Origin of the sequence: Streptomyces sp. NPDC059906, assembly GCF_042730645.1 — a bacterium.
Taxonomy (GTDB): Bacteria; Actinomycetota; Actinomycetes; order Streptomycetales; family Streptomycetaceae; genus Streptomyces; species Streptomyces rubrogriseus.
The window spans coordinates 64,834-84,827 of the sequence record NZ_JBHWKU010000007.1 but is presented as its reverse complement, the minus strand read 5'-3'; the positions used below and the strand labels follow the sequence as shown (position 1 = coordinate 84,827).

24 protein-coding genes are annotated in these 19,994 nt (G+C 72.2%); 7 read left to right on the top strand and 17 right to left on the bottom strand.

The genetic code is table 11. The features are described 5' to 3' along the window. Window positions 1-156: 156 nt before the first annotated feature. Together ACFV9J_RS13805 and ACFV9J_RS13800 are read left to right on the top strand one after the other, a co-directional pair. A complete protein-coding gene (locus ACFV9J_RS13805; protein WP_385353753.1) occupies window positions 157-1,266 on the top strand; it encodes an NlpC/P60 family protein in 1,110 nt (369 codons plus the stop codon). A 270-nt stretch (window positions 1,267-1,536) separates the two neighbouring features. Then, the gene (locus ACFV9J_RS13800; protein WP_385353751.1) at window positions 1,537-3,063 is read left to right on the top strand and encodes a SpoIIE family protein phosphatase; all 1,527 of its coding nucleotides are present in this window, start codon (window positions 1,537-1,539) and stop codon (window positions 3,061-3,063) included. 140 nt (window positions 3,064-3,203) lie between these two features. Here the strand turns inward: ACFV9J_RS13800 and ACFV9J_RS13795 are convergent, their stop codons facing one another. The 9 genes from ACFV9J_RS13795 to ACFV9J_RS13755 all read right to left on the bottom strand — a co-directional run bounded on the left by ACFV9J_RS13795 (window position 3,204) and on the right by ACFV9J_RS13755 (window position 11,307). Continuing rightward, the gene (locus tag ACFV9J_RS13795; protein ID WP_030868443.1) at window positions 3,204-3,539 is read right to left on the bottom strand and encodes a DUF2516 family protein; all 336 of its coding nucleotides are present in this window, start codon (window positions 3,537-3,539) and stop codon (window positions 3,204-3,206) included. 113 nt (window positions 3,540-3,652) lie between these two features. Then, entirely contained in the window at window positions 3,653-4,294 is a 642-nt protein-coding gene (locus ACFV9J_RS13790; protein ID WP_385353749.1) for a hypothetical protein, read from the bottom strand. A gap of 22 nt (window positions 4,295-4,316) precedes the next feature. Beyond that, on the bottom strand, window positions 4,317-4,742 hold the full coding sequence (locus ACFV9J_RS13785; protein WP_385353747.1) for a helix-turn-helix domain-containing protein: 426 nt from the start codon (window positions 4,740-4,742) through the stop codon (window positions 4,317-4,319). Between the two features lie 83 nt (window positions 4,743-4,825). Beyond that, entirely contained in the window at window positions 4,826-5,617 is a 792-nt protein-coding gene (locus tag ACFV9J_RS13780) for an N-acyl homoserine lactonase family protein (protein WP_385353745.1), read from the bottom strand. Window positions 5,618-5,672: 55 nt separating this feature from the next. Beyond that, window positions 5,673-7,715: a HelD family protein gene (locus ACFV9J_RS13775; protein ID WP_385353743.1), complete on the bottom strand. Its 2,043-nt coding sequence runs from the start codon at window positions 7,713-7,715 to the stop codon at window positions 5,673-5,675. Between the two features lie 41 nt (window positions 7,716-7,756). Further along, window positions 7,757-8,371: a TetR family transcriptional regulator gene (locus tag ACFV9J_RS13770; RefSeq protein WP_385353741.1), complete on the bottom strand. Its 615-nt coding sequence runs from the start codon at window positions 8,369-8,371 to the stop codon at window positions 7,757-7,759. Window positions 8,372-8,388: 17 nt separating this feature from the next. Further along, window positions 8,389-9,498: a phosphotransferase gene (locus ACFV9J_RS13765; protein WP_385353739.1), complete on the bottom strand. Its 1,110-nt coding sequence runs from the start codon at window positions 9,496-9,498 to the stop codon at window positions 8,389-8,391. A 157-nt stretch (window positions 9,499-9,655) separates the two neighbouring features. Further along, window positions 9,656-10,432, bottom strand: a complete 777-nt coding sequence (locus tag ACFV9J_RS13760) for an HAD family hydrolase (RefSeq protein WP_385353737.1) — start codon at window positions 10,430-10,432, stop codon at window positions 9,656-9,658. Further along, the gene (locus ACFV9J_RS13755) at window positions 10,432-11,307 is read right to left on the bottom strand and encodes a winged helix-turn-helix domain-containing protein (protein ID WP_356864757.1); all 876 of its coding nucleotides are present in this window, start codon (window positions 11,305-11,307) and stop codon (window positions 10,432-10,434) included. Before ACFV9J_RS13755 ends, ACFV9J_RS13760 begins: the two co-directional genes overlap by 1 nt. Window positions 11,308-11,447: 140 nt before the next feature. Between ACFV9J_RS13755 and ACFV9J_RS13750 the strand changes: the two genes are divergently transcribed. Then, window positions 11,448-11,636, top strand: coding sequence for a hypothetical protein (locus tag ACFV9J_RS13750; RefSeq protein ID WP_104635634.1), 189 nt, complete (start codon window positions 11,448-11,450; stop codon window positions 11,634-11,636). A 9-nt stretch (window positions 11,637-11,645) separates the two neighbouring features. Here the strand turns inward: ACFV9J_RS13750 and ACFV9J_RS13745 are convergent, their stop codons facing one another. Continuing rightward, window positions 11,646-12,557, bottom strand: coding sequence for a FadR/GntR family transcriptional regulator (locus tag ACFV9J_RS13745; protein ID WP_385353734.1), 912 nt, complete (start codon window positions 12,555-12,557; stop codon window positions 11,646-11,648). A 153-nt stretch (window positions 12,558-12,710) separates the two neighbouring features. On the opposite strand from ACFV9J_RS13745, the gene ACFV9J_RS13740 reads away from it, so the two are divergent. Continuing rightward, window positions 12,711-12,896, top strand: a complete 186-nt coding sequence (locus tag ACFV9J_RS13740; protein WP_003974784.1) for a hypothetical protein — start codon at window positions 12,711-12,713, stop codon at window positions 12,894-12,896. 196 nt (window positions 12,897-13,092) lie between these two features. Here ACFV9J_RS13740 and ACFV9J_RS13735 read toward each other — a convergent pair whose 3' ends face one another. The 3 genes from ACFV9J_RS13735 to ACFV9J_RS13725 form a co-directional block, all read right to left on the bottom strand. Next, on the bottom strand, window positions 13,093-14,349 hold the full coding sequence (locus tag ACFV9J_RS13735) for a GNAT family N-acetyltransferase (protein ID WP_385353732.1): 1,257 nt from the start codon (window positions 14,347-14,349) through the stop codon (window positions 13,093-13,095). 59 nt (window positions 14,350-14,408) lie between these two features. Next, on the bottom strand, window positions 14,409-15,374 hold the full coding sequence (locus tag ACFV9J_RS13730; protein ID WP_385353730.1) for an asparaginase: 966 nt from the start codon (window positions 15,372-15,374) through the stop codon (window positions 14,409-14,411). Window positions 15,375-15,552: 178 nt separating this feature from the next. Next, window positions 15,553-16,218, bottom strand: a complete 666-nt coding sequence (locus tag ACFV9J_RS13725; RefSeq protein ID WP_385353728.1) for an aerial mycelium formation protein — start codon at window positions 16,216-16,218, stop codon at window positions 15,553-15,555. A 178-nt stretch (window positions 16,219-16,396) separates the two neighbouring features. Here ACFV9J_RS13725 and dtd point away from each other — a divergent pair, with 178 nt between their 5' ends. Beyond that, a complete protein-coding gene (gene dtd, locus ACFV9J_RS13720) occupies window positions 16,397-16,822 on the top strand; it encodes a D-aminoacyl-tRNA deacylase (protein ID WP_385353726.1) in 426 nt (141 codons plus the stop codon). Between the two features lie 26 nt (window positions 16,823-16,848). On the opposite strand, the gene ACFV9J_RS13715 is transcribed toward dtd, so the two are convergent. Both ACFV9J_RS13715 and ACFV9J_RS13710 read right to left on the bottom strand, forming a co-directional pair. Then, a complete protein-coding gene (locus ACFV9J_RS13715) occupies window positions 16,849-17,814 on the bottom strand; it encodes a YgfZ/GcvT domain-containing protein (protein ID WP_385353724.1) in 966 nt (321 codons plus the stop codon). 20 nt (window positions 17,815-17,834) lie between these two features. Then, complete coding sequence (locus tag ACFV9J_RS13710) at window positions 17,835-18,272, bottom strand: Fur family transcriptional regulator (RefSeq protein WP_385353722.1); 438 nt, start codon at window positions 18,270-18,272, stop codon at window positions 17,835-17,837. A 116-nt stretch (window positions 18,273-18,388) separates the two neighbouring features. Here ACFV9J_RS13710 and ACFV9J_RS13705 point away from each other — a divergent pair, with 116 nt between their 5' ends. Then, the gene (locus ACFV9J_RS13705) at window positions 18,389-18,739 is read left to right on the top strand and encodes a DUF6247 family protein (RefSeq protein WP_361012532.1); all 351 of its coding nucleotides are present in this window, start codon (window positions 18,389-18,391) and stop codon (window positions 18,737-18,739) included. Beyond that, window positions 18,736-18,999 carry a hypothetical protein gene (locus tag ACFV9J_RS13700; protein WP_385353719.1) on the top strand — a complete coding sequence of 88 codons (264 nt, stop codon included), beginning with the start codon at window positions 18,736-18,738 and terminating at the stop codon, window positions 18,997-18,999. Before ACFV9J_RS13705 ends, ACFV9J_RS13700 begins: the two co-directional genes overlap by 4 nt. A gap of 18 nt (window positions 19,000-19,017) precedes the next feature. Here ACFV9J_RS13700 and ACFV9J_RS13695 read toward each other — a convergent pair whose 3' ends face one another. After that, window positions 19,018-19,593 carry an FABP family protein gene (locus tag ACFV9J_RS13695; RefSeq protein ID WP_385353717.1) on the bottom strand — a complete coding sequence of 192 codons (576 nt, stop codon included), beginning with the start codon at window positions 19,591-19,593 and terminating at the stop codon, window positions 19,018-19,020. A 168-nt stretch (window positions 19,594-19,761) separates the two neighbouring features. Continuing rightward, window positions 19,762-19,974 (bottom strand): DUF397 domain-containing protein, encoded by a 213-nt coding sequence (locus tag ACFV9J_RS13690; RefSeq protein ID WP_385353715.1) that lies wholly within the window; start codon window positions 19,972-19,974, stop codon window positions 19,762-19,764. Window positions 19,975-19,994 lie beyond the last annotated feature (20 nt).

Below are 19,994 nucleotides of genomic sequence, written 5' to 3'. Positions count from 1 at the left end.
TCCGCGCGGCGTTCGTCACACCCCGAGGGAAGCAAACGAGGGAGCAACCGAGGGGAAGCGGGAGGAAAGCACGGCCTCTGTCGCTTTTCGCGCCGGCATGGCACGATCCCCCCAACGGGCTATGTTACTGACGGTTAATCAGGTTGGGGGCGAGGTATGCGTACGGGGAAGCGTGGCCTGACGACGGCTGCCGTGACCGTGGTCTGCGCGATCACGGTGCTGGCCGCACCGGGCACGGCGTTCGCGGACCCGGGCCCCTCGGCCTCATCGTCCCCGTCGCCCTCACCCGCACCCGGCAAGGGCAAGGACCTGGAAGCCGTACGCAAGAAGCTCGACAAGCTCTACCGCGCGGCGGCCTCGGCCACGGAGGAGTACAACGCCGCCGAGGAGAAGGCCGAGAAGCAGAACGCCGAGATCGTCGAGCTGGCCAAGAAGATTGTCCAGGGCCAGGAGAAGCTGGACGGGCTGAAGGACCGCGCGGGAGCCGCCGCCCGCTCCCAGTACCGCACCGGCGGCCTGCCCGACGGGGCGAAGCTCATCCTGAGCGACGACCCCGAGGACTTCCTCGACGGCACCGGCCGGGTGATCCAGGGCCAGCGCGCCACCAAGGGCCTGCTCGGCGAGCTGACCCGCGCCCAGCGGGACCTGGAGGCCTACGCGGCGGACGCCTCCGCCCGCTTCAAGGAGCTGGAGGCGAACCGCAAGGCCAAGGCCACCGCCCAGAAGAAGATCGAGAAGCAGATCGCGGCGGCCGAGAAGCTGGAGTCCGAGCTGGCGAAGGAGGAGAAGGAGCGCCTCGCCCGGCTGGAGCGGGAGGCGCAGGCCAAGGCGCAGACCGCCTGGCTCGACTCCGGCATCCTGAAGGACCTGGACACCGCGGCGACCGAGCGGGGCCGCGAGGCGGTCGAGTACGCCACCGCCCAGATCGGCAAGCCGTACCAGTGGGGCGCCGAGGGCCCGAAGTCCTACGACTGCTCCGGCCTGACCTCGCAGGCCTGGGTGTCGGCCGGACAGGCGATCCCGCGCACCTCGCAGCAGCAGTGGAAGCAGCTCAGGCACGTCGACGTCGAGGACATGCGCCCCGGCGACCTGATCATCTACTTCGACGACGCCAGCCACGTCGGCATGTACGTCGGCGACGGCTCCATGGTGCACGCCCCGCGCCCGGGTCGCTCGATCACCGTCGCGGGCGCGGGCTCGATGCCGATCCTCGGCGTGGTCCGCCCGGACACGGCCCCGGAGCAGGCGTCCACCCCCAAGGAGTGACGCGGGCCACGCGAGGGGGGCCCGGGGCGTGAGACGGGCCACGTGACCCAGTCCACGCCCGGCGCCCGCCCCGCGTGACCTTCGTCATCCCCGCCCCCGGGCCGACGTGTCCAAGTGCGGGGGAAAACGCGGCATATGACAGTGGCCGATGGCCGCCCGACGTGTTCTGGACCATTCCGCAGCGGTGCGGTCACCCGCTATGGTCCCCGTCGGTGGGTCGAGGTCCCTCGCCCCGCCATGCCCTCGGGGGGAGGGAAGGAAACCAAGACGATGCCCGTACCCGTACCGCGGCAGAGGGCGATCCCGGCCGTGGAGTGTGGTCAGGCGCCCGCCGCGTCCCCGGACAGCGGCCCTTCCAAGGAACAGGCCCCGCCCGGGACGCACCAGGCCGAGAACGCCGCCACCCGGCGAGAGAACACCCCAGAGAACCCCACGGAGAAGCGCGAGAAGCCCACGGACACCAGCACGGAGACCAGCCCCGGCACGAGCCCCGGCACCGGCACCGGCATCAGCCCCGGCACCGGCCGGACGCCGACGCCCGGCGTCCGGACCGAGGGCGCGGCTCCCACGAACCTGACGGTGCTGCTGATCGAGGACGATCCGGCCGGCTCGCCGATCGTGCCGGACCTGCTCGACCAGTCCGGCAAGCCGATCCGCGTCCGCACCGCGCGCAACCTCACCGAGGCCGGGCGGCTGCTGACCGACGACGTCCACTGCATCCTGCTGGACCTCGCCCTGTCGGCCCCCGCCCCGGCCCGCACGAACGCCGACGGCGGTGGTGGCGGTAGCCACGGCAACGGCAACGGCGGCGACGCGGAGGGCGACGACGAGCTGGCGGTGCTGCGGCACGTCCTGGAGCTGGCGCCCCGGCACGCCGTGCTCGCCCTCACCTCCTCCAGCGACGCCGAGCGCGGCGCCGAGGCGGTGGCGGTCGGCGCGCAGGACTACCTGTTCCGCGACGAGCTGGACGGCCGCCTGCTGAGCCGGGCGATCCGCTACGCCGTCGAGCGCAAGCGGTCCGACTCTGCGGAGCGGCGGCTGGCCGAGGGCAGGCTGCGGGCGCAGGAGAACCGCCGTCTGGAGCGCGGCCTGCTGCCGACCCCGCTGCTGGCGGGCTCCCCGCTGCGCTTCGCCGCCCGCTACCGCCCGGGCCGCTCGCGCGCGCTGCTGGGCGGCGACTTCTACGACGTCGTGCGTACCCCGGACGGCACCGTGCACGCCATGATCGGTGACGTCTGCGGGCACGGCCCGGACGAGGCCGCGCTCGGCGTGGAGCTGCGGATCGCCTGGCGGGCGCTGACGCTGGCGGGGCTGTGCGGCGACGAACTGCTCGGCACGCTCCAGCAGGTGCTGGAGCACGAACGCTCGGACGACGAGATCTTCGCGACGCTGTGCGCCGTGGACATCTCCCCGGACGGCCGCCGCGCGGGCCTGTCCCTGGCCGGGCACCCCTCCCCGCTGCTCAGCCGCCCGGGCATGCCCGCACGGCTGCTGCCCTACGACAACAACGGCCCCGCGCTGGGGCTGCTGCCGAGCGCCCGCTGGCCGCGGATGCAGGTGGAGCTGGGCGCCGAGTGGAGCCTGATGCTGTACACCGACGGCCTGATCGAGGGCCACGTCGGCGGGGGCCGGGAGCGGCTCGGCCAGGACGGCATGGTGGAGCTGGTGCGCCGCCAGCGTGCCGAGGGTCTGACCGGCGAGGAGCTGCTGCGGGCGACCGTCAACGAGGTCCGCGAACTCAACGGCGGCGAGCTGGCCGACGACCTGGCCGTGGTCCTGCTGGACCGGACGGCCTGAGCCGCCCGGTCCCGGTCCCGGTACCGGTACCGGTACCGGGACCGATGACCCCCGCGCGGGTCTTCCCGCCGGTGCCCGCCGCCGTCGTACGGAGTCGGCGTCCGCCGTCGTACGGGGTCGGCGTCCGCGGTCGTACGGGTTCAGCGTCCGCCGTTGTACGGGCCGTACGGGCCGTCGCTGCTGGAGCCGCGGCGGCTGCTGCGGCCGCCGCCGGACAGACCGCGCAGCGCGGGCCGTACGTCGACCATGTACACGATCGTCGCGATGAGGCCGATGATCGGCAGGAACGACAGGATGTTGAAGATCAGGTTCACCACGAAGGCGAGCCCGAGGATGATCAGCCAGAAGGGCTTGGTCTTCTTGTCGGCCGCGCGGTAGGCGTCCTCGCGGCGCGTGGCGGCGTCGATCAAAGCGAAGCCGCTGAAAAGGATCAGGGCGATGCTCAGCAGCCACATGAAGCCTGCGAACCCCTGCATCAGCACAACGTCCACCACCAGAATCGGATCGTCATTACGCGGTCACCGTACCCGCAGAACGAGCCGGACACCCCAAGGGTGCCCGGCCCGCTCTCCGCTCGTCGCGCCCTGCCCTACTTGGCGGGCGGCGTCGTCTTCTTGGCGGTGGCGTTCTTCTTGGCCGGGGCCTTGCGCGGGGCGGGCGTCTTCTTCGCCGCCGCGGACTTGTCCTCGGTGACCCGGACCGGCTCGGACTTGGCCGTCGCGGGCTTGGGCGTCGCGGGCCTGGCCGGGGCGGGCTTGGCCGGCTCGACGGCGACCGCGAGGTCCTCCACGTCCTCGGCGAGGTCCTCGATGCCGTCGGCGGCCTGGCCGCGCCAGGTGCGCACCGCGTGCTCGCCGCGCTCGGCGACCTTCTCGTAGGTCTCCCGGGCCTTGACGGCGTACTCGGCGGCGACGCCGACGGAGCGCAGCGCGAGGTCCTGGGCACTCTCGCCGAGCTTCTTGAAGTCGGTGTCGAGGTTGCCGAACAGCTCGTTGGCCTTGGCCTGGAGGCTGCCCTGGGTCTCCTTGACGCGGGCCGTCGCCTTCTCCTGGACGGCCTTCGGGTCGGTGTTGCGTACGGCGTCGATCCGCGCCGGGGCCTCCGCGCGCAGCTGCTCCACCAGCACCGGCACCTTCTTGGCCTGCTGGAAGGCGAGGTCGGCGGTGCCCGCGGCGAAGTAGAGCGGGGTGGGGTCGCTGAGGGTCTTGCGCAGGTCGTCGGTGATGGCCATGGTGATGGTCCTCCGGAATTGCTTACGAGTGAGGGTTTTGTGTCGTTCCAGCCCCGTCGACGGCGATGTCGGCGTCGGCGCCCGGCTCCGTGTCGGTCGCGAACCCGTTCTCCTTGCGGAAGGACTCGTAGACCTGGAGCAGCACCTGCTTCTGGCGCTCGTTCAGCGAGGGGTCGGCGAGGATGACCGCACGCGTCTCCACGTCCTCCCGGTCCCGCTCCGCGTCGAGGATCCCCGCGCGGACGTACAGCGTCTCGGCGGAGATCCGCAGCGCCTTGGCGACCTGCTGGAGCACCTCCGCGCTCGGCTTGCGCAGCCCGCGCTCGATCTGGCTCAGGTACGGGTTGGACACGCCCGCCGCGTCGGCGAGCTGCCGGAGCGAGAGCTGCGCGTTGCGCCGCTGCTCGCGCAGGTACTCACCGAGATTGCCGACGTTGAGCGATGCCATGCCTCCACCATGCAGCACCTTGCTAACTATTGCAAGCACCCTGCTTGCAAGAGTGTCTCCACGCCCGGGTGCGAGGCGCGGGCTCAGTCCCAGAAGGTCCCGTCGTGCGGGAGGGCGGCGAAGTGTTCCGGGTCGTGGGAGAGGAACGTCCGGACACCGGCGCGGCCCAGCGCGCGGATCCGGCCGTAGGTGAGCAGCTTCTCCTGGACGTTCCAGTCGCTGGTCATGGGCACGTTCTGGTCGAGCCCCTCCTGGAGGTGGGCGGCGTCCCCCAGGAAGGCGATCCGTTCGTGGTGGTCGAGGTCGAGGACGACTCCCTGGTGGCCGGGGGTGTGGCCGGGGGTGCGGATCACGTTCACCGTGCCGTCCAGGAAGAGGTCGGTGTCGCCGCGGAGTTCGAGGAAGTCGTAGTCCCGCGTGTCCCGGTAGTCGTTGAAGGCGTATCCGCGGGCGGTCCACCGGTCGGGCCACCAGGCGTGGCGCAGTTCGTCGTGCTGGACCACGTGCCTGGCCCGGGGGAAGTAGCTCATCCCGCCGGCGTGGTCGAGATGCAGGTGGGAGTAGATCACGTGCGTCACGTCGTCCGGACGGTGGCCGAGGCGTTCCAGTTGGGCGTCGACGGCGTGCTGCCGCGTGAACGCCTGGGCACCGTAGGCCGCGCGGAGCCCGGCGCCCCAGTAGGCCTCCGCGGCCTCGGGGTCCGCGACATGGTGGTTGACGCCGGTGTCGAACAGGATCAGCCCGTGTGCGGCGTGCTCGATCACGGCCACCGTCGAGGGCACGGTGACGGTGCCGGTCGCCCCGTGCATGAGGTCCGCCTTCGGCATCGTGAAGGGTCCCGCGTCCACCGTGGTCACCCGCAGTCTCGCAGCCATGGGCCACACCATCCCGCACCTGCCCCGGGTGGGGGCGCCGCGACCCGCCGGGTCCTCAGAACGGCAGCGGGCGTTCGTGCACCACGTCCAGCCGGGACACCGCGCGGGTGAGCACCACGTAGAGCCGGTGCAGGCCCCGCCCGCCGGGGCCCTCCGCCGCCGCGATCGCCGCCGGTTCGACGGCGACGACGTGGTCGTACTCCAGGCCCTTGACCACGCTCGCCGGTACGACGGCCACCCGGGAGCCCAGCGCCTCGGGCCCGGCCGCCGCGATGCCGGCCGCGTCGAGGGCGGCCCGCAGCCCGGGCACGTCCGGGTCGGCGGCGACGACGCCCACCGAGCCGTCCCGGGTGAGCGCGTGCCGTACGGCGTCCACGACCGCCTCCGGCACGGCGCCGGGGGCGGCCTCGCGCAGCGTCAGCTCGCCGTCGCCGCGCAGCGAACGGGCCGGGGGCACGTCCACGCCGAGGCGCTCCAGCAGCCGGTTGGCGAGGCCCACCACCTCTTTCGGCACCCGGAATCCGCTGGTCAGCGGCACCACGGCCGCGTCCGGACGGCCCAGGTGGGCGAGGACGGTCCGCCAGGAGCGCGCGGCCCACGGCGTGGTCCCCTGGGCGAGGTCGCCGAGGACGGTGAGCGAACCGAAGGCGGACCTGCGGGCGATGGCCCGGCACTCCATCGGGGACAGGTCCTGGGCCTCGTCGACGACGATGTGGCCGTAGCCCTCGGGGTGTTCGAGGAGTCCGGCGACCTCGTCGAGGAGGAGCAGGTCGGCGGCGGACCAGCGTGCCGACCTCCACGACCGCGGTGCCCGCCCCGTCCACAGCAGGGCCTGCTGCTCCGCGTCGTCCAGCAGGCCGTCGGCGGCGCGGGCCAGCACTCCCAGGTCGCCGAGCAGCGGCGCGACGACCTCTTCGGGGCGCACCCGGGGCCATGCGGCGTCGAGGGCGGCGCCGACCGGCCGGGACCGTTCGAGGCGGCGCAGCCAGGCGTTGCTCCGCGGCCCGGCGCGCCGTTCGGCCCGCTCCTGGACGTACCGCACGAGCCGGGCCCTGACCCGCTCGCGTCCGACGCCGTACGGCGGCTCCTCCTCCCGGACCTCCGCGACGATGCGGGCCAGCGCCTCGGCCGGGACCCGCCAGCGGTAGGAGCCGTCCGGCACGGCGAGGTCGCCCGCGGCGTCCGGGTCCACGCGCGCGTACAGGGCGCGGCGCAGCACCTCGGCGGTCCGGGCGTCGTGCTTGAGGGCGGCGGCCGGTGCGTCGTCGGTGCGGGTGACCGGGTGCCGGGCGATCTCCCGGTCCAGCGTGGACTGCCGTACGCCGCTCTCGCCGAGGGCGGGGAGCACCTCGGCGATGTAGGAGAGGAAGGTCGGGTTCGGGCCGAGGATCAGCAGCCCGCCGCGCCGGATGCGCTGCGGGTGGGTGTAGAGGAGGTACGCGGCCCGGTGCAGTCCGACGGCGGTCTTGCCGGTGCCCGGGGCACCCTGGACGCAGACGGTGGTGCCGAGAGCGGCGCGCACCAGGTCGTCCTGCTCGGGCTGGATGGTGGCGGCGATGTCCCGCATGGGTCCGACGCGGGGCCGTTCGATCTCCCGCGCCACGATGGCGCTCGCCCGGGACTCGCCCCGGCCGAGGTGCTCGTCCTCCATGCCGGTGAGGTCGGCGGCGTCGCCGCGGCTGCCGGGTGCCCATCCGAAGCGACGGCGGACGGCCACGCCGCGCGGGTCGCCCGCGGTGGCCTGGTAGAAGGCGCGGGAGACCGGGGCGCGCCAGTCGACGACGAGGGGCGGGGCGGCCGGGTGCTCGGTGATCCGCAGCCGCCCGATGTGCAGCGCCCGCCCGGTCTCCTCCCCGTCGGCGAAGTCGAGCCGTCCGAAGAACAGCGGGCCCGGGGGCAGTTCGCGCATCTCCTTGGCCCGGCTGCGCAGCCGGTACCCGAGGGCCTCGGCGTCGGCGCCGGAGGCGGAGACGTCCTCGCCGGTGACGACGTGCTCCTGGGCGCCCTCGACCATCGCGGTGAGGACGGTCCGGCAGTGTTCGTGGTGGGCGCGTTCGCGGTCGAGGGCGCGCTGGAGGGCGGTGTCGGTCGACGTCATTCCGGCAAGCGTAGAGGAATGACGTTACCGAGTCACATTTTTTACTTCGTTACGTATCGTGGCAGTCCGGCGGCCAGCCCCGTGAACGCCCGCTCCGCCGCCGCCACCGCGTCGCCCCGGACGTCCTCCACCCGCTCCCCGGCGGCGATCCGGCGCCAGTTGTCCAGCGCGAGGACCCGCTGCACGGCGATGATCTGCCCGGCCGCCAGCCTCGCGTCCAGGTCGCCGCCGAGCACTTCGGCGAGCGCGGCCTCGGACCGCTCCAGCTGGGTGTGCATCCGGGCGACCAGGGCGGGGGTGCCGTAGAGCAGCCGGTGGAAGGCGAGTACTGCGGGGTGGTCGTTGAGCCCGGTCACCGGGTCGCACCGCTCAAGGCCCGCCAGGAAGTGCCGGCGCAGCGCGTCGACCGGCGCGGGCAGCCCCTCTGCGGCCACCCGGGCCGCCTCGTCCTCGTGGTCGGCGATGCGGTGCAGGACCAGGTCCTCCTTGGCCGGGAAGTACCGGAAGAGCGTCGGCTTGGAGACCTCGGCCGCGGCCGCCACCTCCGCGACGGACACCGCGTCGAAGCCCTTCTCCAGGAAGAGTTCGACGGCGATGTCCGACAGGGTCCGGAACATCCGCTGCTTCTTGCGCTCGCGCAGACCGGGGGCGTTCATGCAGGCGAGCCTAGGGCCTACGGGGTGGCCGGCAGGGCCCCCTCCTCGTCCGGGTGCGCGCGGCCCCACCGCACGAGTGCGGTACCGATCTCGGCGGGGCCGGGCACCGACTCCAGTCCGAGGGGCAGGGCCGCGCCGGTCAGGACGGCGTGCAGCCTGGCGGCGGCGCCTCCGACCCCGGGGCCGGCCGACCGCGCCCGGCGCCCCAGCGAGACGGCTTCGCGGACGACGTCGGTGAAGACCGACTGGGCCCTCTTGTAGCCGACGACCCGGTCCAGGTCCTCGCGCCAGCCGCGGGTGCCGCCGGGGCGTACGGCCTCGACCGTGCGGCTCCACTGCTCCGCCACCCGGGGGCCCTGCCGGGACGGGTAGCGCATCAGGTGCAGATGAGTGGCGAGGTCGTAGAGCGGATCGCCGACCATCGCCAGTTCCCAGTCGATGGTCCACAGCCGCCGGTCCGCGTCGACGATGATGTTCTCGCGGTGCAGGTCGGCGTGGAGCAGGCAGAACGGGCGCTCCCGGAGCCCGGCGACGTGCTTGCGCAGCCGCCCGAACGCGTCGTCGTCCAGCCCCAGGGTCGCGTAGAGGGAGCCGAACCGCGGCAGGTTCTCCGCGTAGACGCGCTGCTCGGTGAAGCGGACGAGCCGTTCCATGAAACCGTCGGTGTCGCCGTCCGCCGGCCGGTCCTCAAAGCTGCACCGGCGCTCCACCGGCAGCGTCCGCGCCGTGACGGCCGCCATCTCGCCGAAGAGCCGCACGATCTGCCGCGTGAACCCCTCGGGCACCGCCCGGCCGGCCCCGTGCAGGGATCCGAGGGTCCGGCCCTCGACGAACCGCTGCAGGGGCAGCCCGCCGACCTCGAAGACGTCCGGCACGCCGGTGATCCGGCCCTGCAGGGCGCGCAGCAGCTGCTCCTCCGACACGAAGCACCGGCGGTCGAACCAGAGCAGGCCGCCGCGCGGCTCGCGGCACTTCCAGCGGGCCCCGTCCGCGGCACCCGTGGCGCCGGGCAGCGGAACCACGTACGTCTCGTGGTGGTAACCGCGCAGGGGGCCCTCGACCGCGCTCGCGTCACCGCTCACCTCGACGGCACGGAGCCGGGCGGGGGAGGCCGATTGAGGCGACATCTACCGTTTTTCTTTCGCCTTGGACCCTTGCGGAGGTGCAGGAGTGGGAAAACGGTACTCCTGTTGTCCCCCTCATCCCCGCGGAACCCCGGCGAACGCCGCCGTGCCGTCCCTCCGCCCGGCGAACGGATGGGCACGTGTACGACGCCGGGGCGGGTCAGGCCCGCACGAGTCCCGGGCCCGGCGCCTCCCACAGCAGTCTGAGGACCGGCTCCAGGGAGTCGACGACCGTGTCCGCGCCCGCCTGTTTGAGGAGCTTGGTCTTGCGTTCGTTGTGGCCGTAGCCGAGGAAGGGCACGCCGGCCCGGCGGGCGGCGGTCACGTCGGAGGCGGAGTCGCCGACCATCAGGGCCCGTGCGGGGGCGGCGCCCATCGCGCTCAGGGCGCGGTTGAGGCAGTGGGGGTCGGGTTTGAGCAGGTGCGGGTCCCCGGTGCGGCCGTAGATGTGGGGGGCGAAGCAGCCCAGCAGGTCCCGGGTCTCCAGGTACTCGCTCACCACGCGGGGCGAGTTGTTGGTGGTGACCGCGAGGCCCACGCCGAGGGCGGACCAGGTGCGGATCAGGGCGTCCGCGTACGCGGTCGGCCACGCGGTGGGCACGGCGCGCCGTTCCTCCCGGGTCAGCCGCTCCTCGAACTCGGCGGCCAGGTCGCTCTGCCGGTGTCTGCGGTCGACCGCGGCCAGCAGGGCGTGCGGGTCCGGGTGGACCTGCTCCTCCCGGGTGAGCAGGTCCTTGAGGCCCAGCCGCTCCAGCCAGTCCACCAGTTCGGCCGCCACCAGGTCGGCCGAGTAGCCCGCGAACAGTCTGCAGATGGGGCCGTCGAAGTCCCACAGGACGACGCGGGCACCCATGACCAGGTCCCGCAGGGCCTCGGACTGCTCGTCCGGGCCGGCCCGCTCGCCCACCGGTTCCGTCTGATCCGTATCGGAAGTCACTAGGAGAGTGTCATGTCCGTGGTGATGGTTTCCCAGAGGGCGTCGAACCACTTCTGTGATTCCTCCACGAACACCGCGTCGCGGTGACCGGTCCGCTTCAGGAACGAGAACAGCAGCGACTGGGAGCCGAGCGCGTCGTACATCTGGAGCGTCCGGCTCTCGTACTCCTCCTCGCGCCGGGTCAGCATGTAGTAGCCGAGGAGGGCCTCCTCGCCGTTGAGCAGGTACAGCTTCATCGGCGGCGTGAACGGCAGGGCCCGGAAGGCGATCCGCACGTCGACGCGGTGGGTGGAGCGCACGGCGTGCAGGTTGTGCTGGAGGACGCGGGCCTGGGCGTTGCGCATCTGCAGCCAGCGCTGGTGGACCGGGTCGTCCTCCTCGTCCTCGACCAGGACGGGGAAGGCGAGTTCGATGTCGCGGGAGGGCATCAGCACGCGGAAGTCGATCGACTCCGGGTGGATACGGCCCTCGTGGATCAGACGGAGCGGCTCGCTGAGCGCCAGCATCAGCGTCTCCGAGGTGTGGCAGACGACGTCGACCTGGACGTGCGGTGCCGCGAACGCCTCCGCCAGGCGCGGCCCGAGCGCCACCATCGTCGGCTGCGGCTCGGCCCGCGGTGTGGCGGGCTCGGCGATGCGGGGCGGGCTGCCCTTGCTGACGTTGGTGAGCAGGCCGTCCTCCTGGAGTGCGCGCAGCGCCTGGCGGACGGTGCCGCGCTCCACGCCGAACTCCTCGGCCAGCTCGGCCTGGGTGGGCAGGCGGTCGCCCGCTCTGAGGTCTCCCCCGCGGATCCGCTCCCGCAGGACGTCGGCGATCTCCTGGGCCGAGAGCCTTCTGCTGCCGTTCACGGACACGTTCTCCTGAGTCACGACCAAACGCTACAACTTCGACCTACCTATAGGGAGTTGTTTGAAACTTGTTTATAGGTAGCAGCCAAGTGGGGACAACCTAGGGAGAGTTGGTTGCCAACTTATCTCAGTTGGCGAAAGTCTATCTTCCCGAAGGGGGGAAGGCCATGCCCGTCCTCGCCCTGGTCTCCGCGGTCTTCGTCATCGCCTTCGAGCAGATCGTCCAGTGGAAGTACGGTGCCACCGGCATCGTCGGCCTGCTCCTGCTCACCATAGGCATCAAGGCCAAGAGCCCCTCCGTCAGCTCCGCCGGAGCGGTGCTGCTGGCCCTCCTGGTCGCGGGTCCCGCGCTGTGACGGGGACGGTCAGCCGGTGAGCACCAGCTCCGAGCTGATCGTCCCCCACAGCGCGTCGAACCACAGCTGGGACTGTTTCACGAACACGCCGTCGCGCAGGCCGCCGCCCTGTTCGAAGGCGAACAGCGTCGAGCGGATGCCCTCCGCGTCGTACATCTCCAGCTGCTCGTGGTCGATCTCCTGCTCGCGCCGGCCGAGGGTGTAGTACGCGAACAGGGCCTCGCTGCCGTTGAGCACGTACAGCTTCACTGGCGGGGTGAAGGGCAGCGCGCGGAAGGAGACGCGCACGTCGATGCCGTGTGTGGCGCGCAGGCTCAGCAGGTTGTGCCGGAGCACCTGCCCCTGGGCGTTGCGCATCGCCAGCCACCGCTCGTGCACCGGGCCGCCCGCCGCGCCGCCGGAGACCGCCACCGGGAAGGCGAGGTCGATGTCGCCGCTCGGCAGCAGGACCCGGACGTCGACCTTGGCCGGTTTCAGTCGCCCCGCGTGGATCTGGCTCAGCGGTTCGCCGAGGGCGAGGGTGAGGGAGACGGAGGTCAGGCAGAGCGCGTCGATCTCGACGTGCTCGGCGGCGAAGGCGGCGGCGACCCGGGAGGCGAGGGCCACGGTGGTGGGCATCGGCCGCGCTTCGGGACCGGCCTGGGGGCCGTACAGGTCGGGCGCGACGGTCGCCGGGCTCCCCTTGGACACATTGGTGAGCAGACGTTCCGACTGCAGGATGCGCAGGGCCTGGCGGACGGCGCCCCGCTCCACGCCGAACTCCTCGGCCAACTGAGCCTGCGTGGGCATGCGCTGGCCCGGCCGCAGCCGACCGGACCTGATCCGGGCGCGCAGCTCGTCGGCCACCTCTCGATGTGTTGTCTGTGGCCGCTGCGGTCTCTCCCGCCCGTTGACGGGGGCGTGTTCCGGCTCCACGACCAAACCCTACAACTTCTCGCCATCTTCCGGCAGTTCGCGGAAAGGTGGTTATGAGACGCTTCCAAGCGGAGATAAGTACAGTGAAGTTGGCAGCCAACTTGAGCAACGTGGTCGAGCCTCACGGGGGTTGGCCACCACGGTGACAGGGGGTCCACCATGCCGCTCATCGCCATCGTCGTCGCGGCTCTGGCCATCGGGTTCGAGCAGCTCGTGCAGTGGAAGTACGGGCCGATGGGCATCATCGCGTTCGTCGCGCTGTCCATCGGCATCAAGGCGAAGAACACCATGATCGGCGGTGTGGGTGCGGTGATCCTCGTGATGCTGCTCGCCCAGTCCGGCTGAACCGACGTACTGACGGCCGGGCCCCCTTCCGGAGGGGAGCCGGGAGCCCGGCCGATCAGTAGGCACCACGCACAACACACACAACAGGCACAACACGAACAACACGAACAACAACCACAACCACAACTGAAGAGCACGTCGAAGAACCCGCGCTACGGATGCGCACGTCCACCGTCACCGGAGGAAGGGAGTCACCTCAGAACATGTCCGGGCACCAAGGCCGCCTGGACGTACGCAGCAGGGCGTCGACCACACGGGCGGCGCCCGCTCGTTCTTCCCGCACCCGGCCGAGGGCGGCCAGCCGCACCGCCGAGGCGTCGCCCAGCCACAGCGCGGCCAGCTCGCCCACGTCCAGCACGAGGTCGGCGCTCTCGGTGCTCGGCGCGCAGGACGCCCCGTCCGGCCCCGCCTCCAGCCGCCACCGCCCGCCGGTGAGCCCTCCCCGGTCCACGACCTCAAGGACCACCGATCCCTGCCCGTCGTACGTCCGCGCCTCCAGCGCCCGCGCGACGTCCAGGATCCGCACCCACAGCCAGTCGGCCTGCGTGGTGATGCGGGCCGCGCGCGGGTCCGGCAGGAGATCCGGGAGCAGGTCGTCCGGGGAGCGCCAGCCGCTCTTCACGGTCTGGACCCAGTCGATCGAGCACAGGTAGTGCCACAGCGCGCGCTCGGCGGCCGGGGTCACGGCGAGCAGCCACTCGACGGTCGCCGTGTTCAGCGGCTGCTTGGCGTCGCCCCAGCGGTCGTCGGTCCGGTACGAGGCCAGACCCTCGACCCCGCCGTCCGCCGAGCGGTACATGGCGTAGTAGGGCTCGGTCCACGGCGTGCCGTTCATGTTCACGACGCCGGTCCGGGCCTGCCACCACAGCTCGGTCCGGCTGACCGCGCCCGGCTGGTCCCGGCGCAGCCACTCGTGCAGCCCGGGCCCGAGCCCCCGCACGTCCTCGCCGTCCACGAGGTCGATCCGGCCGCCGTCCTCCGGGGCCGCCCAGCGCCGGTCGAGGCCGGCCCGGGGCACGTCGACCGTCCACTCGGTCAGGGTGGTGGCGGGGCCGAAGCCGTACCGGCCGTAGATCGGGTACTCCGCCGCGATCAGCGTCGCGACGACGTCCCCGCGCTCCTTCGCCGCGGCCAGGTCCTGCGCCATCATCCGGGTGAGCAGGCCGCGGCGGCGGTGGGTCGCGGTGACGGTGACGTTGGAGATCGCGTCGGCCCGGACCAGGCCGCCCCCGACGGCCGTCAGCTCCTGGTCGAAGGACCGGAAGGTCGCCACGCACCGGTCGCCGTCGAAGGCGCCGAGCGACCGGCCGGGCACGAACTCGTTGCGGCGGGCCTCCAGCTGCTCCTCGGCCACGGCGGGCGACTGGAGGAACCCGGTGTTCATGGCCCGGTTCCAGTCGGGGAACTCGGCCTCGGTGATGGGACGTACGTCTATCTCGGTGCGGCGGCTCATACGCTCACCGTAGGTCGGCGCCCACGTCGGCGTCGCGGGGATTATCGGAGCCGGGGACGTCAGAAGGACGCCCGGATCTCCCCCACCTCGTGCCCGCCGCCCAGCAGCGGCGCGCGCCCGATGCGCCCGACGACCGGCGCGTCCACGCCCAGCAGGGTCAGGGCGCGGGCCAGCACCGGGCCCAGGGCCCGGCTCGCGCCGTCCTCGATCTTGAAGGCGAGGGCGCGGCCGTCCGGCAGGGCCACCGCCTGCACGGCCTCGGCGCCCATCTTGGAGAGGCTGCCGGGCACCTCGCGCATCAGCCAGGTGTCGGCACGCCGGCTGCCGGCGACGTACTCGGGGTGCGCGCGCATCGCGTCGGCGACCCGGCGCTCGGCCGAACCGGGCTCGGCGGCGACGAAGGAGCGGAAGGCACGGGCCAGCCCGACCAGGCTGATCGCCATCAGCGGCGCCCCGCACCCGTCGGTGCCGACGGCGGCGACCGGCTCGCCCGCCGCGTCCTCCACAACCCTGTGGATGACGCGCTGGAGCGGGTGCCCGGGGTCGAGATAGGTCTCCAGCGGCCAGCCCTGCTGCGCGCAGACCGCCAGCATCGCGGTGTGCTTGCCGGAGCAGTTCATGGTGACGCGGTCGGGCTCGGCGCCGGACGCCAGGTACGTCTCCCGCTCCTCGGCGTCCAGCGGCAGGTCGGGCGGGCACTGGAGCAGCGCCGGGTCCAGGCCGTACTCGTCCAGCATCTTGCGGACCAGATCACGGTGAAACGGTTCTCCGGAGTGGCTCGCGGCGGCCAGCGCCAGCCGCTCCCCCGCGAGGTCGAGGCCCGCCCGCAGCACGCCCGCCGCCTGCATCGGCTTGTTCGAGGAGCGCGGGAAGACCGGCGCCGTCACCTCGCCCAGCGCCAGCTCCACCGCCCCGTCGGCGCCCAGGACCACCAGGCTGCCCCGGTGCCGCCCCTCGACGAAGCCGGACCGGACGACCTCGGCGAGGACGGGCGGCACGACGGGCGAGAGGGCGGACGTGGGCATGGCCTGGTCCGCATGCGACGGCTGCGACGGGTGTGACGGCTGCGACGGCTGCGACGGCTGCATCGGCTGCGACGGCTGGGGCGCGGGCATCGGCGGTGGCCTTCCGGAACGGACGACCCCCGCGGCGACGGCCCGGGATCACCGGGCTCGAAAGGCGGCGCGGATGGCCGCCCCCGTGTCACACGAGCAGGTCGTCGACTTGTGCTTCCCCCTCACGGTACCGGCGTGCGATCTCCGCGCTGCAGCCGTCCGCCGTGCGCTGGAGCCGCTGCCGACTGCGGGAGACCTGCTGCTCGTAGCGGACGAGCCGCCCCATTCCGGCGGTCAGCTCGACGTCGGTGCGGGCCGTCAGGTCGGACAGCTCCACCTCGCCCATCATCTCCGCGGCCAGCCGCCGGCACTCCTCGCTGCGCGGGGTGGCCAGCGTCACGTGCCGGGCGGAGGAGCGCTGCCGGGCCGGCGCGTCGGCGAGGATCTCGGAGAGCCGCTCCACCACCGACCCGGTCGCCGCGGTGGTGACCACGGACGACGACGGGGCCGGCCCGCGCCCCGCCAGCTCCGCCCGCAGGATGTCGATACGGCCCTGCAGCAGCCGCCGTACGTAACTGAGGTCGGCCTCCTCGCGCTGGGCGTCCCGGCGCAGCGTGCGCAGCTCCGGCAGGCTCAGCGCGGTCAGCTCCCCCTCCGGGGGATCCCCCGGCAGCTCGGGGCTGTCCGTGCGCTGCACGGGCGCCCGGGGCGCCTCCAGACCACCCAGGCCGGCCGGACCGCTAGGACCGCCCCGGCCACTCGGACATGTCAACGCGGCAGTCCCGAACGACCGCCCCGTACTCGGTGTGCTCATGCGCCTCAACCGTCCCCTCGCCCGGCGTCTGGGAGCATCGTGCCACCCCAAGTGGCCGCTATGTGACCGAGTGCCCCCGATCGGACCCGATCGGCCCCAGATGGGGGGTTCGCAGCGAAAAGAAACCCCCTACGGCCCCGCCCCTCCCCACCCTAGGGGCGCACGGCATCATTGCAGGATGCGTGCAGTGGTGCAGAGGGTGGACGGCGCGAGCGTCGTGGTGGACGGCGAGACCGTGGGGGCGATCGACGGCGAGGGCCTGTGTGTCCTGGTCGGCGTCACCCACGACGACACCAGGGAGAAGGCGGCGCAACTGGCCCGCAAGCTCTGGTCGGTGCGGATCCTGCACGACGAGAAGTCGTGCAGCGACCTCGACGCACCGCTGCTGGTGATCAGCCAGTTCACTCTTTATGGCGACGCCCGCAAGGGCCGCCGCCCCACCTGGAACGCCGCCGCCCCCGGTGACGTCGCCGAACCGCTGGTCGACGAGGTCGTCGCGCACCTGCGCGCGCTGGGCGCGACCGTGGCGACGGGCCGCTTCGGCGCGCAGATGCGGGTGTCCCTGACGAACGACGGCCCGTTCACGGTCCTCGTCGAGGTCTGAGCCCCGCCCTTCAGGGCATCAGGGCATCAGGGCTCGACGACGGTCTCCTGTGCGGCCGCGGTCTCCTCGGCCATCAGCCGGGCGTCCACCGGTACGTTCCGCTTGACCAGGGCGAGGGCGACCGGGCCCAGCTCGTGGTGGCGTACGGACGTGGTGACGAAACCGATCTTCCGGCCGTCGGGCCCGTCGTCCGCGAGGCGGATCTCCGCCCCGTTCGGCGGCAGGTGGACCTCGCTGCCGTCCAGGTGCAGGAAGACCAGCCGGCGCGGCGGCTTGCCGAGGTTGTGCACCCGGGCGACGGTCTCCTGGCCGCGGTAGCAGCCCTTCTGCAGGTGCACGGCCGTACCGATCCAGCCCAGCTCGTGCGGGATGGTCCGGTGGTCGGTCTCGAAGCCGAGGCGCGGACGGTGCTGCTCGACCCGCAGCGCCTCGTGGGCGAGGATCCCGGCGGCGGGCCCGGCCTCGGCGGCGAACGCCTCCAGCCGGTCGCGGGGCAGGAAGAGATCACGGCCGTACGGCGTCTCGCGGACGACGGCGGAGTCGGGAGCCTGGGCGATCGAACCGGCCGGCAGGTGCACGACGGCGGTGTCGGCGGTGCGGTCGGCGACCTCGACCCGGTAGAAGAACTTCATCGACTCCAGGTAGGCGATCAGCGCCTCCTGGCTGCCGGGCTCGACGTGGGCCCAGACGGTCGTGCCGTCGTCGACGAGGTACAGGGCGTGTTCGATGTGGCCGTTCGCGGAGAGGATCAGCGCCTCGGTGGCCTGGCCGGTCGGCAGGTCGCTGACGTGCTGGGTGAGCAGCAGGTGCAGCCAGCTCAGCCGGTCGTCGCCCGTGACGGTGAGGACACCGCGGTGGGAGAGGTCGACGAAGCCGGTGCCGTCGGCGAGGGCACGCTGCTCGCGGAACAGGTCGCCGTAGTGGGCGGCGACGCCTTCGTCCACGCCCTCGGCGGGAACGGCGCCGGGCAGGGACAGCAGGGGGCTCTTCATACGCCCAGCCTACGACTCGCTTACGAGTCGGTAGTTGAACCCTTCAGGGAGCAGTCCTGACACCGGCCGAAGATCGCGAAGTGCTTCATGTCGGTGTCGAAGCCGAACTGCTCGCGCAGCTTGGCGGTGAAGTCGGCGGCGACCGACAGATCGGCCTCGATCACGTTCGTGCAGTCCCGGCAGACCAGGTGGATGTGGTGATGCCGGTCGGCCAGGTGGTAGGTGGGCGCACCGTGCCCGAGGTGGGCGTGGCTGACCAGGCCCAGCTCCTCCAGCAGCTCCAGCGTGCGGTACACGGTGGAGATGTTGATCCCCGACGCCGTCTTCCGCACCTGGCCGAGGATGTCGTCCGGGGTCGCGTGTTCGAGCGTGTCCACGGCTTCGAGCACCAGCTGCCGCTGCGGGGTCAGCCGGTAGCCACGCTGCCTGAGGTCGCTCTTCCAGTCGGTGCTCACCACACCACGAGTCTAGGCCCGGCGTCCCTCCTCGCGGTGTGACGCCCAAGAAGCTCCACGGACGATCGCCGCGGTCGGTACCGTCGACACCAGCACCGGCCCTCGATCCGGAGGACTCCATGACCGCTCAACGCCCGGAATCACTCACCGAGCCCCTCATCCCCATGCCCGCCCTCACGCCCGAGGCACTGCGTAGCGCGGTCGCGAGTCTGACGCCGAGCCGGGTGCCCGCCTTCGTTCAGGACCTCGTCGAGGCGACGACCAGCGCGCAGCAGACGCAGTCGCTCGCGCCTCTGCGTACGTTCGTCCACACCTGGGGGGTGTTCGTGGCGATCCAGCGCCGACCGTCCCGCGCGGCCCGCCTCCGCCACCTGGAAGACGTGGTGAGCGCGGGCGCGGAGGACCCGACGAACGCCATCGCCGAGATCCGGAAGATCCACGCCGAGGCGGAGGCGGAAGCGGGCCTGTGAGCGACTGGAAGTGGGAGTACAACCCGAGCGAGGAGTACCTCACGGCGGGGCTGCCCGTGGGCGTCGTGGCCGAAGTGGAGCGCATCGCCACGGAGATCGCCGCCCTCGGGCCTGATGCCGAGGTCGTGGGGAGTCGGCCGGAGGGGAAGCCCGGCGGGTTACGGAACTTCCCCGTCTTCGGCGGACGCGGTTTCATCCAGTTCCTGGCGGTGCCCCGGCACGAGTGCGTCTACATCTGCACCATCGTCTGGAACGGGTGACCAGGCGAACGCGGGCGACTACTTGAAGAAAGCAATTCCGTCGTCCGGCATGTCGTCCGGGAGGGCCTTGGCCCAGCGCTCGACGTCCTCCGGGGTGACGACCTTCTTCAGGTGCGCCGACATGTAGGGGCGCAGCTCGACCTCGGGGGTCTGCTTCTCTCCCACCCACATCAGGTCGCTCTTGACGTAGCCGTACAGCCGCTTGCCGCCGGTGTAGGGCTGAGACGCCGCGGTGCGGGCCACCGCGTCCGTGACCAGGTCGATCTGGGGCTTCTGGTCGGCCAGCTCGCCGTACCAGATCTCGATGACGCCGTCGTCGCGGGTCATCGTGACCTCGACCCTGCGGTTGGCGTCGATGCGCCAGAAGCCGTGCTCGGACTCCAGCGGGCGGACCTTGTTGCCGTCGTTGTCCAGCACCCAGGTGTGCGACTGGTACTCCAGGAAGTCCCGGCCGTCGTGGGTGAAGGAGACCTCCTGGCCGAAGTTGCACTTCTCGGCGCCGGGGAAGTCGTGCACGCCCGCGCCGGCCCAGTCGCCCAGCAGGAAGACGAGGGGGACGAGGTCCTTGTGCAGGTCGGACGGGATCTCGATCATGAGCGGTACTTCCTGGCGTCGGTGATCAGCGCTGGCCCTGGTACAGCTTCTTCACGGTCAGACCGGCGAAGGCGAGAACGCCGACGCAGACCAGGACCAGCAGGGCTTCGAAGAAGATCTCCACGGGGTGCTCCTTGAGCGGGGGGCATAAACAGGGCCGACCTCAGCTTACGCGGCCCGCCCCGGCTCTTCTCGCCGGACTCCACCCACGAACGCGGCCCACGCGGGCGCCGTGAACAGGAGCGCACCGCGAGCAGGGTCCTTGGTGTCGCGCACGGGCACGAAGGGGAGGCCGGGGGCGACCTCGACGCACTCGCCGCCGTCCTGGTTGCTGTAGCTGCTCTTGCGCCAGGTGACCGTGGTCAGAACGATGGCTCGCATGGCGCTTCCTCCAGCATCCG

Bases quoted from the DNA above. Each gene is read 5' to 3' on its own strand.
- ACFV9J_RS13725 (WP_385353728.1), bottom strand. From the start codon at position 16,218: ATGAGCACACCGAGTACGGGGCGGTCGTTCGGGACTGCCGCGTTGACA.
- ACFV9J_RS13765 (WP_385353739.1), bottom strand. From the start codon at position 9,498: ATGTCGCCTCAATCGGCCTCCCCCGCCCGGCTCCGTGCCGTCGAGGTG.
- ACFV9J_RS13695 (WP_385353717.1), bottom strand. From the start codon at position 19,593: ATGATCGAGATCCCGTCCGACCTGCACAAGGACCTCGTCCCCCTCGTC.
- ACFV9J_RS13785 (WP_385353747.1), bottom strand. From the start codon at position 4,742: ATGGCATCGCTCAACGTCGGCAATCTCGGTGAGTACCTGCGCGAGCAG.
- dtd (WP_385353726.1), top strand. From the start codon at position 16,397: ATGCGTGCAGTGGTGCAGAGGGTGGACGGCGCGAGCGTCGTGGTGGAC.
- ACFV9J_RS13790 (WP_385353749.1), bottom strand. From the start codon at position 4,294: ATGGCCATCACCGACGACCTGCGCAAGACCCTCAGCGACCCCACCCCG.
- ACFV9J_RS13705 (WP_361012532.1), top strand. From the start codon at position 18,389: ATGACCGCTCAACGCCCGGAATCACTCACCGAGCCCCTCATCCCCATG.
- ACFV9J_RS13775 (WP_385353743.1), bottom strand. From the start codon at position 7,715: ATGACGTCGACCGACACCGCCCTCCAGCGCGCCCTCGACCGCGAACGC.
- ACFV9J_RS13715 (WP_385353724.1), bottom strand. From the start codon at position 17,814: ATGAAGAGCCCCCTGCTGTCCCTGCCCGGCGCCGTTCCCGCCGAGGGC.
- ACFV9J_RS13730 (WP_385353730.1), bottom strand. From the start codon at position 15,374: ATGCCCACGTCCGCCCTCTCGCCCGTCGTGCCGCCCGTCCTCGCCGAG.
- ACFV9J_RS13780 (WP_385353745.1), bottom strand. From the start codon at position 5,617: ATGGCTGCGAGACTGCGGGTGACCACGGTGGACGCGGGACCCTTCACG.
- ACFV9J_RS13770 (WP_385353741.1), bottom strand. From the start codon at position 8,371: ATGAACGCCCCCGGTCTGCGCGAGCGCAAGAAGCAGCGGATGTTCCGG.
- ACFV9J_RS13740 (WP_003974784.1), top strand. From the start codon at position 12,711: ATGCCGCTCATCGCCATCGTCGTCGCGGCTCTGGCCATCGGGTTCGAG.
- ACFV9J_RS13750 (WP_104635634.1), top strand. From the start codon at position 11,448: ATGCCCGTCCTCGCCCTGGTCTCCGCGGTCTTCGTCATCGCCTTCGAG.
- ACFV9J_RS13735 (WP_385353732.1), bottom strand. From the start codon at position 14,349: ATGAGCCGCCGCACCGAGATAGACGTACGTCCCATCACCGAGGCCGAG.
- ACFV9J_RS13805 (WP_385353753.1), top strand. From the start codon at position 157: ATGCGTACGGGGAAGCGTGGCCTGACGACGGCTGCCGTGACCGTGGTC.
- ACFV9J_RS13690 (WP_385353715.1), bottom strand. From the start codon at position 19,974: ATGCGAGCCATCGTTCTGACCACGGTCACCTGGCGCAAGAGCAGCTAC.
- ACFV9J_RS13795 (WP_030868443.1), bottom strand. From the start codon at position 3,539: ATGCAGGGGTTCGCAGGCTTCATGTGGCTGCTGAGCATCGCCCTGATC.
- ACFV9J_RS13800 (WP_385353751.1), top strand. From the start codon at position 1,537: ATGCCCGTACCCGTACCGCGGCAGAGGGCGATCCCGGCCGTGGAGTGT.